9 protein-coding genes and 1 tRNA gene are annotated in these 14924 nt (G+C 62.9%); 4 read left to right on the top strand and 6 right to left on the bottom strand.

What is annotated here, in order from left to right; all coding sequences use genetic code 11:
• Window position 1 precedes the first annotated feature (1 nt).
• Together JM946_RS03295 and JM946_RS03290 are read right to left on the bottom strand one after the other, a co-directional pair.
• The gene (locus tag JM946_RS03295; protein ID WP_203165708.1) at window positions 2-3811 is read right to left on the bottom strand and encodes a response regulator; all 3810 of its coding nucleotides are present in this window, start codon (window positions 3809-3811) and stop codon (window positions 2-4) included.
• Window positions 3812-4038: 227 nt separating this feature from the next.
• On the bottom strand, window positions 4039-5373 hold the full coding sequence (locus JM946_RS03290) for an amidohydrolase (RefSeq protein WP_203165707.1): 1335 nt from the start codon (window positions 5371-5373) through the stop codon (window positions 4039-4041).
• Between the two features lie 63 nt (window positions 5374-5436).
• Here JM946_RS03290 and JM946_RS03285 point away from each other — a divergent pair, with 63 nt between their 5' ends.
• Window positions 5437-6612, top strand: coding sequence for an acetate/propionate family kinase (locus JM946_RS03285; RefSeq protein ID WP_230979434.1), 1176 nt, complete (start codon window positions 5437-5439; stop codon window positions 6610-6612).
• On the opposite strand, the gene JM946_RS03280 is transcribed toward JM946_RS03285, so the two are convergent.
• The 4 genes from JM946_RS03280 to egtB form a co-directional block, all read right to left on the bottom strand.
• A complete protein-coding gene (locus JM946_RS03280; RefSeq protein ID WP_203165705.1) occupies window positions 6613-7752 on the bottom strand; it encodes a carboxylate-amine ligase in 1140 nt (379 codons plus the stop codon).
• Between the two features lie 2 nt (window positions 7753-7754).
• A complete protein-coding gene (gene otsB / locus JM946_RS03275) occupies window positions 7755-8516 on the bottom strand; it encodes a trehalose-phosphatase (RefSeq protein WP_203165704.1) in 762 nt (253 codons plus the stop codon).
• A gap of 76 nt (window positions 8517-8592) precedes the next feature.
• A complete protein-coding gene (gene egtD, locus JM946_RS03270; RefSeq protein ID WP_203165703.1) occupies window positions 8593-9576 on the bottom strand; it encodes an L-histidine N(alpha)-methyltransferase in 984 nt (327 codons plus the stop codon).
• 15 nt (window positions 9577-9591) lie between these two features.
• Entirely contained in the window at window positions 9592-10875 is a 1284-nt protein-coding gene (egtB, locus tag JM946_RS03265) for an ergothioneine biosynthesis protein EgtB (protein ID WP_203165702.1), read from the bottom strand.
• A 370-nt stretch (window positions 10876-11245) separates the two neighbouring features.
• On the opposite strand from egtB, the gene JM946_RS03260 reads away from it, so the two are divergent.
• The 3 genes from JM946_RS03260 (at window position 11246) to JM946_RS03250 (ending at window position 14786) form a co-directional block, all read left to right on the top strand.
• Window positions 11246-11321, top strand: a tRNA-Phe gene (locus JM946_RS03260).
• A gap of 663 nt (window positions 11322-11984) precedes the next feature.
• Window positions 11985-12452, top strand: a complete 468-nt coding sequence (locus JM946_RS03255; RefSeq protein ID WP_203165701.1) for a hypothetical protein — start codon at window positions 11985-11987, stop codon at window positions 12450-12452.
• Window positions 12453-12560: 108 nt separating this feature from the next.
• Window positions 12561-14786, top strand: coding sequence for an ATP-binding protein (locus tag JM946_RS03250; RefSeq protein WP_203165700.1), 2226 nt, complete (start codon window positions 12561-12563; stop codon window positions 14784-14786).
• Window positions 14787-14924 lie beyond the last annotated feature (138 nt).

Raw genomic sequence — 14924 nt, 5'->3', positions numbered from 1 at the left:
CTCAGCCCACCTTGCGATGCCATGGCGAGTCCAGCAACGCGCGCAAGTGCTCCGACACGCGCTCGAACTCGGCCTGGATCATTTTCAGCTCTTCGTTCCATTCGTTGCGGCCGCCGCCTCGGGCGCGTGTTTCTACATCCGCCGATAACAGACCCAGTCTGTCGACGTGCATGTTGTTGGCGGCGCCCTTGAGTTTGTGAGCGGCGCGGGCCAGCTGGTCCAGGTCCTGCCGATGCGCGGCGGCGCGCATTTCCAGAATCGCCTCTTCGGCGCCCATGATGAAAGCGTTGACCAGCTCGGCGGCGAAATCGGAATCTTCGCCGGCGATGTCACGCAAGCGCGCCTTGACCGCCTGGTTCAGATCGCGTCCAACCGGCGCCACCACCGTCGTCTCTGAATCCGAACACGTGGGGACCATGAAGCGGTCGAGCACGTCCTGAAGTCGCGAGATGTCGAGCGGCTTGGTGAGATAGTCGTCCATGCCTGCTTCCAGGCAACGCTCGAGCGTGCCCATCATGGCGTTGGCCGTGAGCGCCACGATCGGGGTGCGACGGCCTTCGCCTTCGATCTGGCGAATGCGTTGCGTTGCTTCGAGGCCGTCCATGACCGGCATCTGCATGTCCATGAGAATGAAGCCGTAATTGTTGCACTCGAAAGCGTCGACGGCTTGTTTGCCGTCGCCCACCACGTGCACTTCGCAGCCCAGCCGCTCCAGGAAGCGACGCGCCACGCGCTGATTGATGGCGTTGTCCTCCACCAGCAGCACCCGACCCGAGTAGACGCGTTTGACTTCGTTCGCAACCAGCGTGCCGCGCGTGATGATGGGCTGGCTGCGCATGTGCCAATCCTCGGCCTCGCGTGACAGAGCGCGATTCAAACAATCCAGCAGTTCACGCGTGCGAACCGGCTTGGTGAGATAGGCCGAGAAACCGATGTCGGCGAAGCGTTGCATGTCGCCGGAGCGGTCCAGCGAGGTGAGCAACATCAAACGTGTGGGCGGAATGTCGCGAGCCTTCATGATCTGCTCGCCGAGCATGGCGCCATCCATGTCGGGCATCTGATAGTCGAGCACGACGGCATCGAACGCGCCGCGGCCGGATCGCAACACGTTCAGCGCTTCGTGCGCGTCCGAGGCTGTGACCACTTCATAGCCCGCATGAACCATCTGGCTCGACAGCACGCGCCGATTGGTGTCGTTGTCGTCGACCAGCAGGATGCGACGGCCTTCGTGCGCCGCGCGACGACGCGGCTCGAAATCGAGCATGCCGTCAGACTCTTCAACGGGCAGCGTGAACCAGAACGTGGAGCCCTGGCCGACTTCGCTCTGCGCGCCGGTCTGGCCGCCCATCATTTCCACCAGCTTGCGAACGATCGACAGGCCCAGACCGGTGCCGCCGAAACGGCGCGTGGTCGAGGAGTCCGCCTGTATGAACGGCTGGAACAATCTGTCGAGCGATTCGCGCGGGATGCCGATACCCGTGTCGCGCACTTCGAAGTGCAGCAGCGCGCGGCCGCTCTGACGACCGATCAGGCCGACTTCCAGCACCACTTCACCGCTCTGAGTGAACTTGATGGCGTTGCCCACCAGGTTGAGCAGACACTGACGAATGCGCTGCGGATCGCCGAGCACGCGCTCCGGCACTTCGGGGCGCACGTTGACCACCAGCTCCAGGCTCTTGGCCGCGGCCTGGAACGCCATGATCGAGCCCACGTCGTCGACGTTGCTGCGCAGGTCGAGCTCGAGGTTTTCAATGTCCAGCTTGCCGGCTTCGATCTTGGAAAAGTCCAGGATGTCGTTGAGGATGGTCAGCAGCGAGTCGGCGCTGGCGCGAATGGTTTCGGCGTAGTCCCGCTGCACGCGATCGAGGCCGGTGTCCAGCAGCAAGCCCGTCATGCCGATGATGCCGTTCATCGGTGTGCGGATCTCGTGGCTCATCGTGGCCAGGAACGTGCTCTTGGCGCGGCTCGCTTCTTCCGCTTCCGCTGTCGCTCGTTCCATCGCGACGCGCGCGGCGCGTTCCTGCGTGATGTCATGAATGGAGCCGGCCAGCCACAGCGGACGATCGTCTTCGTCGCGTTCGGCGGTGGCGCGCGATCGCACCCACAACCAATCCCCGTCCTTCTTGCGCAGTCGGTATTCGATGTCGTACGGCACGCGCTGCTGCAAATGATCGCTCATCGCCTTGCCGACTATGGCGCCGTCGTCGGGATGGACGAAGGCTTCCGGCCGGCCTTCCTCGTTGCTTTCGGTGCCGTCGTAGCCGAGCATCAGGCGGAACTGGGGCGAGTGCCAGATCTCGCCGGTCATCAAATTGAACTCGAACAACGCGTCCTGGGTGCCGGACACGGCGCGTTGGAAACGTTCCTGCGCTTCCTTGATCTCGGTGGCCTGGCGCGAGATTTCTTCTTTCGCCTGTTCCTCTTTGGTCACGTCCCAGTCGATGCCCAGCACACTGATGGCGCGACCTTGTTCGTTGCGCAGGATGCTCGCGTGGGCCTGGATGTAGCGCGTCGCGCCTGCGGCGTTGATCATGCGATAGCGGTGCGCGAACGAGGTCCTGTCGCTGCGGAGGGCATCGCGAAACAAGTCATGCCAGGCGGCCTGTTCGTCGGGGTGCACGAACTTGCGGGTGTATTCGGCGCCCTTGAGCGTACGCACGCCTCCGCAGCGGGTGATCATCGGACAGCCTTCGTCGATCACGAGCAAGTCTTCGGCGATCTTCCATTCCCACACCGACAGGCGCGCGGACTCGTTCGCCATCCGCATGCGATCGATCATGCGGCGGTTGTTGGTCTCGGCCGCTTCGGCGCGCTCGAGGGCCGCGCGCAGCTCGGCCGTCTCGTTGCGTGAGCGCATGGCTTCAGCGAGAGCCAATGTTTCTGCCTGTGTCTTTCGCAGGTTGGCGGCGCCGAAGAATGCGGTCACGAAGATGGCGAACACTGCGACCGCGTGGCTTTCGAGATATGCCCACCAACCGGCGTGATATGGCGCGATGATTGGCGAGATCAACAGGCACAACGCGCTGACGAATGCGATGACGCTGACGTGCCAATGACGGCTAGAAGACAGCGCCAGCATCACCGCCAGGACGTAGCCGATGCCAATCGCCGAATCCATCACGTTCGCCAGGTCGGCCGCGAACACCACCGCGCAGATTGCGAACAGCCAGGGCAGTCGATTGCGCCGGGGCGGCGCACCGTCGAGGCCTTTCATCAGAATGCGCCTGCGCTCATCGTCGGGCAGCCCGATCAACGAGCGCAGGTAATAACGCAGGCCGAACACGCCCAACAGCAGCAAGCCGACCAGGATGTAACCCAGTGCGCTGGAAGAGAGATACGACTGACCGAAGAAACGTTGAATGGTCGCCTGCTCGCGCTGCATCGGCAAATCGATCAGCAGGGCACCGCCGTTGCGATCGGGCACGGCGTAAAAGAGATGCGGCGTTCCGGCCAGCGTCGTGAAGTGCACATAGGGCTGCGCGGCGTTTTTACGCAGAGCGGCGATTGCGTCCGCCGCGACTGTGTCCTCTGGCGCGACCTGGTCCGTGCTCAGTACGCCAGGAAAATGACGGGCATTGAACGCCGGATTGAAAGTATCCAGCGAATGTCCCTGCGCGCGGTGCGCCAACAGGGCTTCCGTGAGCGCATACGCCTTGGTGACGGCGACTTCGGCGCCGATGTTCTGCGCCACGACCTGCTTTTTCTGCAGGAACGGCGCACCCGCGATCGACAGCACCAGCACCAGCACCAGAATGGCGACGACCGAGCTCTGTCCTGCGATGACCGCGAGTAGATTTCTTGATTGTTTCATCGCCACTCCCAGCGATGCTTCCTCCCGAAGCGCGCAGTACATGCAGTGGCAGGATTTGCGGCAAGTACCAGCGTCGCGTTATGACCCTTACTCGCGGCTGCAACGTGATTTTGTGACGGGACTCCCATTCCGGTTGCCCGGTTTGGCGGCTCGCCGGGGCTGGCTCGGCCGTTTCTATTCTCACCGGAAGCCCCCCTCAGGGGCTCCGGTGAGCACAGTGCAAAAAGCTATTGGCTCAGGAAATCCGTGGTGAGCGACAGCATGGCGCGGACGCCGGTCAGCATCCCCGACTCGTCCAAATAGAACAAAGGCGAATGGTTGAACGGCACCGCCGACGCATCCTTGTCCGGCGGCGTAATCCCCACCCAGAAATACAGCGACGGTATCTGCGTGCCGAACTGAGAGAAATCGTCCGCCACCGTCTGCAACCCGATCAGCTGCACTTTGTCCTTGCCGACCAATTGCTCGAACAGCGGCAGCGCTCGATCCGTCAACGCCGCGTCGTTGATCACCGGCGGCACCGCCACTTCGGATCGCATCTTCAGCTCGGCCTTGGCGCCGCTGGCTTCGGCGATCTTGCTGGCGGTGGTTTGCATGCGTTTGATGATGTCCTCACGCATGTCGCGATCGAAGGTGCGGATGGTGCCGACCATCTCCACCGAATCCGGAATGATGTTGAAACGAATGCCGCCCTTGATCGCGCCCACCGTGATGACCGCCGGCAGGTGAGTGATGTCGAGCTGACGCGAGACGATGGTTTGCAGCCCCGAAATGATCTGACCCGAGACGGTGATGGGATCGACACCCGCCCACGGTCGCGAACCATGCGTCTGCGAACCGGTAACGACCAGCGAGAACGCATCGGATCCGGCCATCAGCGGCCCGGGCTTGTAACCGATCACGCCGCTATTCAACGAGGCCATCACGTGCAGACCGAACATGGCATCCGGCTTGGCCAGATCGAACACACCTTGTTCCAGCATCAGCAGCGCGCCGCCGCGCTCGCCCTCCGGCGGGCCTTCCTCGGCCGGCTGGAACACGAACAGCACCTGACCCTCTAGCGATTCTTTCATCTTCACCAGCGCTTCAGCCACACCCAGCAAGATGGCGACGTGCGCGTCGTGCCCGCACGCATGCATCACACCCACCTTCTCGCCCCGGAACTCGGTGATGACCTTGGACTTGAACGGCACATCCGTCTGCTCCGTCACCGGCAGCGCGTCCATATCGGCGCGCAATCCCACCGTGCGGCCGGGCTTGCCGCCCTTCAGCAGCGCGGTGACGCCGGTCAAACCGACGCCGGTCCTCACTTCCAGGCCCATCGCTTTCAAACGCTTCGCGATGAACTCCGCCGTCTTCACCTCGCGATTGCTGAGCTCGGGGTTGGCATGCAGGTGGCGCCGCCATTCAATGACATGCGGCTCGACGGCCTTGGCCGCGGCATCCACCGACGCGACGTCAGCGTGGGCCAGCATGGGCGCGGCGAGCGCCAGTGCACCACCGGTGAGCAACGACTTGATCACGGGCCGGAACGTTTTGTTTTTGAGTGGGGAACGATGCATACGGCTCTCCGTTGAGATCGGTGCAGTGTACAAGCCCGGCCAGGGTGGTGGTATTTTTCCGGCATGCGCGTCCTTGCCCTGAATTGCGGCAGTTCTTCGGTGAAAAGCGCCCTCGTCGACACCTCGAGCGGGCGCCGGCTGCAAGAAATGCACGTCGAGAGCATCGGGTCCGACCATGCCTGCCTGCATGCGGGCGCGGAGGTTCGCGATCTGGCGGGCGCGGATCTGCCGATCGCCGTGGATGAATTGCTCGCAGCGTATCGAGGCAATGAAGATTCGGGCATCGATGCCGTCGCGCATCGTGTCGTTCACGGTGGCGAAAAGTTTGTCGAGCCGGCGCGCTTGGATGACTCGGTGCTCGCTGAGATCGAGCAGCTGAGTCACCTGGCGCCGCTTCACAATCCGCCCGCATTGGCGGCGATTCAGCGGGCGCGGGCGGCGCTGCCCGATGTTCCTCACTTCGCGGTCTTCGACACCGCGTTTCACGCGACCCTTCCCGATCATTCGCGTGAGTACGCACTGCCCGCCGGCGTGCGGCAACGTTACGGAATTCGGCGCTTCGGTTTTCATGGCATCAATCACAGTCACGTCGCTAGCAGCGTCGCAGCCCACTTACACACCGAGCTGGAGAAACTTCGCATCATCTCCTGCCATCTGGGTAACGGCGCGAGCGTGACTGCGATAGCACAGGGCCGCAGCGTCGATACCAGCATGGGTATGACGCCGCTCGAAGGTTTGGTGATGGGCACGCGCGCCGGCGACGTCGATCCGGGCGTGCTTCTGCAACTGCAACGCGCCGACGATCTCGACGCGGACGAGCTGGACGATCTGCTCAACAAGCGCTCAGGCTTGAAGGGCCTGACGGGGACGAACGATATGCGCGAGATCGAACGCCGTGCGAGCAAGGGCGATCGGGACTGCGTGCTTGCGATCGAGATGTACGTTCATCGGGTGCGGAAATACATGGGCGCGTATGCTGTCGCGATGGGTGGCGTAGATGCCATCGCATTCACCGCGGGCGTGGGAGAGCACAGCGCGTTGATACGCCGCCGCTGTCTCGAGCGACTCGAATTCATCGGCGCCGTCCTCGATCTTGAACGGAACGATGCAGCGAAGCTCAGTGGCGACCATCCGATAGCAACACTGTGCGCGCCGAAATCGATGGTGCACCTACTGGCCGTGCGCGCCGACGAAGAACTGGCCATCGCTCGTGCCGCCGCGAGTGCGCTCGGCGGATAGCTACGAGGCGACCGCTTCTCCCAGCGTCGTCGCCTTCAGCCACTCGATCACTCTGAACAGCGCCTGCAAACTCTCTTCACCGGCGGCGCGGCTGTCGTTATAGATCTTGAGCTGCTGATGCGCGCTCGTGCCTTCGCACAGAATCTTCTCGATCGGCTCCAGCGCAGAAGCGCAGTCGAACCGGTCGATCTGTTCGGCGCAGGCATTCATCAGATCTCGCACCACCTTCGCCACCGGCACGACCTCATTCGACGTTTCCAAGATGAACTCGGCCTTGACGCCATCGCGCTTCGCGCGCCAGCGGTTCTCATCGATGAGCCGACGGGTGTGCGTGCTGCGCGCCCTACCCATCTCCGGGTTGGCCACGAGCGTCGCGACCAGACAGCGATACAGCGCCGCGATGGCGAGCGCATCTTCCAGCCGGGTGCACATGTCCGCGATGCGCATCTCCAGCGTCGGAAAGCGCAGGGCAGGGCGAATGGCCCACCATATTTCACTCGAGTCGCCGATAGCGCCCGCCATCTGCATGCGAGCGACGAACGCCTGATAGTCCGATTCGTCTAGAAAGAAATCAGGAATGCCACTGCGCGGCCATTCGTCGTAGAGCGCCTGCCGATAACTGAGCAGGCCCGTGACCCGATGATTCCAGAACGGCGACGACGTGCTGAGCGCCAGAAACACCGGCAGCCAATGCATCGCCCGATTCATCACATCGATACGATCGACCGTCTCTGGAACCGCCACATGGATGTGTAGCCCACACACCAGGTTGCGCTGAGTGACAATACGAAAGTCCGCCATCAGCTGATCGTAGCGACGCTTTTCCGTGATGAGCTGTTCTTGCCAGACACCGAGCGGATGCGTGCTCGCGGCGATGAGCTGCAGACCATGGCCGGCTACAACTTCGCTCAAGGCGCGTCGTGTGCGTGACATGATGTCACGCGCTTCATCGTGGCTGTGCAGAATGGGTGAAGCGATCTCGATCTGAGATTGCAGCAGCTCGGTCGTAACGACGTTGCCCAGTTTGCCGCGCGCGTCTTGCACGAGCCGGTCCAGCGCCGGAGAGCCGAGCACCCCGGTGGTGGCATCTACGAGAAAGAACTCTTCCTCGATGCCGAACGAATGTTCGAAGGGCGCCATGACTACTGCGCGGGGGGAGGCGGGACGACCGGTGGCGTGCTCTTCAGCCACCGCAGCACTTCGCTGACGCCGCCGAGTCGATGTCTGGCGCGTGTCGGGACCGACGGGTGGCCGACGCGAATGGACAGGCCGTCCATCGCGTTCACCACGGCGAATGCATCCTCGTCAGTCACGTCATCGCCGATGAAGATCGGCTTGCGGCCCGCGAAGGGCGCTTCCTGCATGAAGGATTCGATGGAGCTGCCTTTGGTCCACGCACCGGGCCGCAGTTCGAGCACGCTCTTGCCCGCTTGCAGGGCGAACACTGAGCCGAGCTGCGCCTGCACTTCGCTCATGATGCGGTAGACCTCATCCTGCATCTCGGGCGCACGACGGAAATGCACGGCGAGCGCGTAGTGCTTGTCTTCCAAGAGCAGCCCTTCGTGCCCGCGCACGAACTCGGCCAGTTGATTGCGCACACGTGCGATGGTCGCCGCATCCACTTCGGGACGCAGCACCTGGCCTTCGGCCGTGCGACGCTCGCAGCCGTGCACGCCGGACGCGATGAAGCGCAGCGGTGAGAACAGCTGATCGAGATTGGCGAGGCTACGGCCGCTGACCAGCGCCAGCGCCCCATCGAGGCGCCAACGGACATCTTCGAGCAATTGCTTGAGGGCGGGGGACACATGCACACCCTGTGGCGTCTCGGCAAGTTCCAGCAGCGTGCCGTCGACATCCAGGAAAAGCGCCCACCCGCCCCTGTCGTGAGAAGCGGAATCCAGCATGACCGTGGACCATACGTGGCTTTGCCTTTGGGCTCAACTCCGCAGGCCAGCCAGTGGTTCTATCGGATGACGCGTTCTATTGAAGCCGCGCCGGCTCCAGCAGCTGCACGCTGAACTGCTTGTTCGGGTCCATCCAGACGCGCTTCACCGCGAGGCCCGCGGTGGCGGCCAGCTCGCTGAAGCTTTCCACCGTGTACTTGTGGCAATACTCGGTGCGCAGGTGTTCGCCGCGGCGGAACCGAATTTCGTCGCCGCCGAGATGCACGACTTGATCGCGCTTGCTGACCAGGTGCATCTCGATGCGACTTTCCTCTTCCACCCAGACCGCCAGATGATCGAACGCATCGAGATCGAAGTCCGCGCCCAATTCGCGATTGACGTGTCGCAGGGCGTTGATGTTGAACTCGGCCGTGACGCCGGCTGAATCGTCATAGGCGCGCTCCAGGATGCTCGGATCCTTGCGCAGATCGATGCCGATCAGAATGGCGCCGTTGCCGCCGACCAGATCCCGCATGCGGACCAACAGCTCGCGCGCCTGCGAGCGAGCGAAATTGCCCAAGGTCGAGCCGGGGAAATAAACGACGCGTCGCTGTGCCTGCCGCACGAACTGCGGCAGCTCGAACGTCTGAGTGAAATCCGCGCACACCGGCACGATGTGCAGATTCGGATAATCCTTGGCGAGCGCGCCGGCGGCCGTGAACAAATGTTCGCGCGAGATATCCACCGGCACGTAAGCGAGCGGACTCTCCAGCCGATCCAGCAGCAGGCGCGTCTTGAGGCTGGTGCCGCTGCCGAACTCGATAACCGCCGCATCCGGCCCGATGTGATGCGCCATCTCTAGCGCGTGCCCGTGCATGATCTGCAGCTCGGTGCGAGTGATGTAGTACTCGGGCAGCTCGCAGATGTTGTCGAATAGGAACGAGCCGAGCTCGTCGTAGAACCAGACCGGCGACAACTCCTTGGGGTGTTTTTTCAAACCCGCCAGCACGTCGTTGGTGAGTGCGGTTTCGGCGGATTGAGGGGCGGATTTGGCGGGAGCGGTGCTTGGATGTTTGGCCATCGTTGTTCCTTCGAATTACAGATCGCGCGCCAGTCGCACGCCCATGAATTGCCAACGCGCCTGCGGATAAAAGAAGTTCCGATAGGTGGCGCGCACGTGATCCGCCGGCGTGACACACGAGCCGCCGCGCAGGACCAGTTGATTGCACATGAACTTGCCGTTGTACTCGCCCAGCGCTCCCGCGAGCGGGCGATAACCGGGATAGGCGCCGTAGGGCGAGGCGGTCCATTCCCACACGTCGCCGAACATTTGTTTCAATCCCTGGCTTTCGCCCGCGGGCATGGGGCGGAGCATCTCGCTCTTGAGCAGATTGCCGCGCACCGGCAGCGCCTCGGCCGCCAGTTCCCACTCGGCTTCGGTCGGCAGGCGCGCTTGCGCCCAGCGCGCGAAGGCGTCCGCTTCGTAGTAGCTCAAGTGGCAGACCGGCGCGTGTGTGTCCAATGGTTGCAGCCCTCGCAACGTGAACTCCGCGTCCAGAGCGGGTGACCAATAGAACGGACGGCTCCAGCCTTCCTGATTCACCGTGGCCCAACCGTCCGACAGCCAGAACTCCGCGCGCCGATATCCGCCGTCTCGAATGAACTCGAGGAACTCGCCATTGGTGACCAGCCGATCGCCCAGCGCGTAGGGTTCCACCAGCGTGCGATGACGTGGGGTCTCGTTGTCGAAACAAAAGTGCTTGCCGGTCGCGCCGATCTCTCGCACGCCGCCTTCGAACGTCAGGAACTTTATCGGTCCCGAGCTGCGGACTTCGCCGGCTGGCGCGGGCTTGCGCGAGTACGCCGGGAGCAGCGGGTTCTTTGAGAACAGGTGCTTGATGTCGGTGAGCATCAGTTCCTGATGCTGCTGCTCGTGATTCATGCCCAGCTTCACCAGCGGGGCGAGCTGCTCGTCATCCTCGTCGCGCGCGGCCAGCAGCTTCAGCATGTGCTCGTCGACGTGCTGCCGATAGGCCAGCACTTCGTTGACCGTCGGGCGGGTCAGCAACCCGCGTTCGGGCCGCAGATGCATCGGGCCGACGGTCTGGTAATACGAGTTGAACAGGTACTCGAACCCAGCCTGGAACGGCTGGTAGCCGGACCCCAGGGGCCGCAACAGGAACTGCTCGAAAAACCAGCTGGTATGCGCCAGATGCCACTTGGCCGGGCTCGCGTCCGGCATGCTCTGGACCACATAGTCCTCGGTCTCGAGCGGGCTGCAAATGGCCACCGACTGCTCGCGGACTCGGATGTAGCGGCGGGCCAGCGGCTCGGGGATGCGATCATGAACGGGAGTGGCTGCCGGGTATACCGCTGCCATTGAACGGACTCCTTGATAGCTGTGGCCCATGGTCGCGCGCCATCCTTTTCCCAAGGAGTCGCCCCAGGTAACGTCCGGCCGCGCCTAAAAGTTGCAAACCCAAGCAAACCGTGGGGTTAGCCGCGCGTAAGGCAAGGGACGGGACAGTATAAAACCCCAAACGTGACAGCTACCGCCGGCATTTTCGTGCGCTTTTGCGCCCCCTGTTTCAGGGATGGAGCCTCGGGTGCCGGCATACAGCGACGCCGTGGGGCTGTCCGCGACCCTAAGCACCGGTTTTTCCTTGACGCCTTGCCGACGCCCCGCTCTAATACGCGCCCGCTCCGGCACATCCCGCCGGGCGCCGGCCCTTCTCCGGGCCACCCCTGCTGGCCAGGTAGCTCAGTTGGTAGAGCAGCGGACTGAAAATCCGCGTGTCGATGGTTCGATTCCGTCCCTGGCCACCATTTCTTTCAATCACTTACGACAGCGCTCGTTGGCAGGGACCGGTCTCTTCCGTGCTGTGACCAGGGTCCTGTTCGCATTCGGTTTGCTGTCAGCGTCGCGCTTGTGGTCCAACTCCGTAACATCCAGCTGTTCATGGTGCGGACGAGGGAAGATGAAGCATGCGCGACCGGCGTGACGACTACGAGCCAATCATTGCAGGCCGGCGATCTCGTGAGCCGCAGCGTGAGGATGCACCACCGCTTTGGCGTACGGTGCTCACGGTTGCCGCCGTTTTCGCCGTGGTCATTCTGCTCGCCTGGTGGTGGACGAGTCGACCCTCGAGCGACGAAAGAGCGACGAGCGCGCAACAGGAACCCGTTGCGCCAGAAACTTTTCCGGAAACTCACGTAGAGCAGGAGGTCGTACCTCCAGCGCGCGATCCCGGAACGTCGGTCGAGTCCCCGCGGCAGCCGGCGCAACCAGCGCCTGCTCCCGAGCCGGCAGTTGCATCGGAACCGGCGGCTGCCCCGACGACTGAAGCGCCGGCGCAGAGCGTTCCTGAAGTTGCGTCCGAGAGTGACGCCGCACCGCCAGCGTCACCGACGCTTGTATCCGTCCGCTTCACGAGTCCGGACCCGCAAGTGAGATTCGAGCTGCGTCAGGGGTCCGATGGAGCACCCTTGGTGACGAGCGACGCCGGCGACACGGTTGAGGTGCCACCAGGAACGTATCGACTAACAGCTTCCGGAGCGCAGTTGGAGCGCTTCGAGCGAGACATCACGCTCGAGGGCGAGCGCGCGCTCGAATACGCGATCGAACTATGTACGCAGCGAAAGTACGATCGTGAGAGCCTGGTCGGTCGGCTCGTCGAACAGCGCAAGTGTTCGAGCGCTGCTGAATGCCAAACCTTGTTTGCAATTCTGAGCGAGTCGGCCGACGAACTCGTGCGGCAGCGGGACTTTCGCATGGAACAATGTGCGAAGTGGCGCCCCGGCGCGACGCCCGAGGGACAGTGGACGCTCAACATCCAATGTGACGGCGCAATGCCCGAGACCACTTGCGGCATCGAGATCGCGGAAGGCGAGTGCACTCATGCTCAACCACCGCGCAGTACGCGGGGTGGTACGTGTCCGCGGGCGGAGATCAAGTGAGAGGTTCTGCCGCGCCCGCGCAGAACAGTTGTGGCTCCAGGCGAACAATCCGGCACCTCAGGAATTAGCAATAGATGCCTGTGGCCTGATTGCACGACGGGAGGTTTGATGGGCTCGACATTCGAGGAAGCGCTGGTGAACTGTGGCAGGGAACCCATCCACATTCCCGGCGCCATCCAGCCGTTCGGCGTGCTGTTCGCCATCGATGAGGAGCTCCGCATCACGCACTGCTCGGAGAACGTGACCACGGCGCTCGGTCGGGAGCCGGCCGCGACACTTGGATGCTCGATCGAAGAAGTGGTCCGGAACGATCTGCGGCCACGGGTGCGACCCGGGGATTTCGAGTCTGGTCAGCCATTCAAGTGGGAGAGCGAGGGCGGCCGATGGAACGGCTTTCTGCATCGTCACCATGGGCAACTGATTCTCGAACTTGAGACCGCAACCGAAGTGGACGTACCTGCCGCGTCCGCCGACTGGGTGCGGGACTCACTCGGCTGGATCGGCTCTGCGATGAACATGTCCGAGCTGTGCCAGACAGCGTGTGAGCAGATCAAGCGCCTCACCGGGCTCGACGGCGTGATGGTCTACAAATTTCACGACGACGGTCATGGCGAGGTGATCGCGGAGGCGAAGGACGAGCCGTGGTCCAGGTACTTGGGCTTGCATTATCCCGCTTCGGACATCCCGCCCCAGGCGCGAGCGATCTTTCTGGAGAACTGGGTGCGAATGATCCCAGAGCGGGATTATTCGCCGGTGCGGCTCGTCAGCCGCGATGCCGCCGCCCCGCCCTTGGATCTTGGGCGTTCGCTGTTGCGAAGCGTCTCGCCCGTTCACATCGAATATCTAAGAAACATGGAAGTGCAAGCCTCGCTGACGCTGTCTCTGATCAGTCAGGGGCGCTTGTGGGGCCTGATCGCCGGGCACCATTACAGCAGCCCGCAACATATCTCGTACGAAAGGCGCACAGCAGCCGAGCTGATCGCCCGGTTGGTCTCGCAGCAGCTCGCTCGCACAGAGGAACTGGCAATCGCAACCGACCGCGCGCGCGGGCAGAGCGCCCTGCAAACACTTGTTCTCGGCATGAGGGCGAGCACCGAGCCTGTGGCAGGCCTCGTGGGAGGAGCATCTGATGTTCGCGATCTGCTCGGTTGCAGTGGAGCGGCGGTAGTGATGCCAGATGGCCGCTGGCAGCGCATCGGAGAAACGCCGTCGCGACCGCATCTCACAAAGCTCGCGGCATGGCTCGATCAGCGGCCGGACGATTGGCAAGTGTTCCATTCGGATCAGCTCGTCAACGAATATCCGGAAGCCGCCGATTTCAAAGACTGCGCGAGTGGGCTGCTCGCGCTTCGGATCCCCAAGGGACGCGGCAACTATATCTTCTGGTTCAAACCGGAGGTTCTGCGCACCATCACATGGGCGGGCGATCCGAACAAGCCGGTCACCATCGAGTCCAGTGCAGCTCGCTTGCGGCCGCGCGCGTCGTTCGAGCAATGGACTCAAACGGTGCAAATGAAGTCCTTGCCCTGGGCAAGATGGGAGATCGAGCTGGTCGAGGCGCTGGCGAGCGCACTCCTCAGCATCGACTTGCAACGCCAGTACGAGCGCGAATTGCAGGCGCGGGCGGCGGCCGAATGGGCCAACGAGCAAAAGGAACAACTGCTCGCGATGGTGTCGCACGATCTGAAAAACCCGCTGCACTCCCTGATCGTGGGCGTCACGCTCATTCAAAAGACCATACCGGCCGACGCTTTGAGCAAGGCCTCGACGGTGCTGCTCGGCATGCAGCGGTCGCTGCAAAGCATGGGTCACCTGATCGCCGATCTGCTGTCGGTCGCCAAGCTGGAGTCAGGAACCATCGATCTGCAACTGGAGGAGCACCTGGCCGACTCCCTGTTCGCCGACGCGTTCGAGCTGTTGCTTCCCATTGCGGTGGAGAAAGGCGTGCAGCTGGAGATGTCTGCGGACACTCAGCGTGGCTGCCGCGTGCGCTGTGATCGTGAGCGCATCCTGCAAGTGCTCTCGAATCTTATCGGCAATGCGGTGAAATTCACCCCGCCCGGAGGACGCGTGAGCTGTCGAGTGGCCCGGGCGGCAAGCGAAGTTTGTTTCAGTATGGTCGATACCGGACCGGGTATCGCGCGGGAGAATCTCACTTATGTTTTCGATCGGTTCTGGCAGGCGCGACAGACGCGACGGCTGGGTACCGGTCTCGGCCTGTCCATCGCCAAAGGGCTGATCACCGCGCACGGCGGCCGCATCTGGGCCGAGAGCGAGCTGGGGCAGGGAAGCACGTTCCATTTCACGCTTCCGCTGCAGCGAGAGGAGGCCTAACCCGCCCATCGGATACATGCGCGTGTATTTCTGAGCGCCAGTTCATGGTTCGCGCCGCACCAAACGGCTGAAACTTGACCTTCGCGCGTCGCCTCACCGGCGTCGTGTGACCGTGTGTCATAACTAAGAACCAATCCG

This window comes from Steroidobacter gossypii, from assembly GCF_016801985.1.
Taxonomy (GTDB): domain Bacteria; phylum Pseudomonadota; class Gammaproteobacteria; order Steroidobacterales; family Steroidobacteraceae; genus Steroidobacter; species Steroidobacter gossypii.
This window is presented reverse-complemented; position numbering and strand designations above follow the sequence as displayed.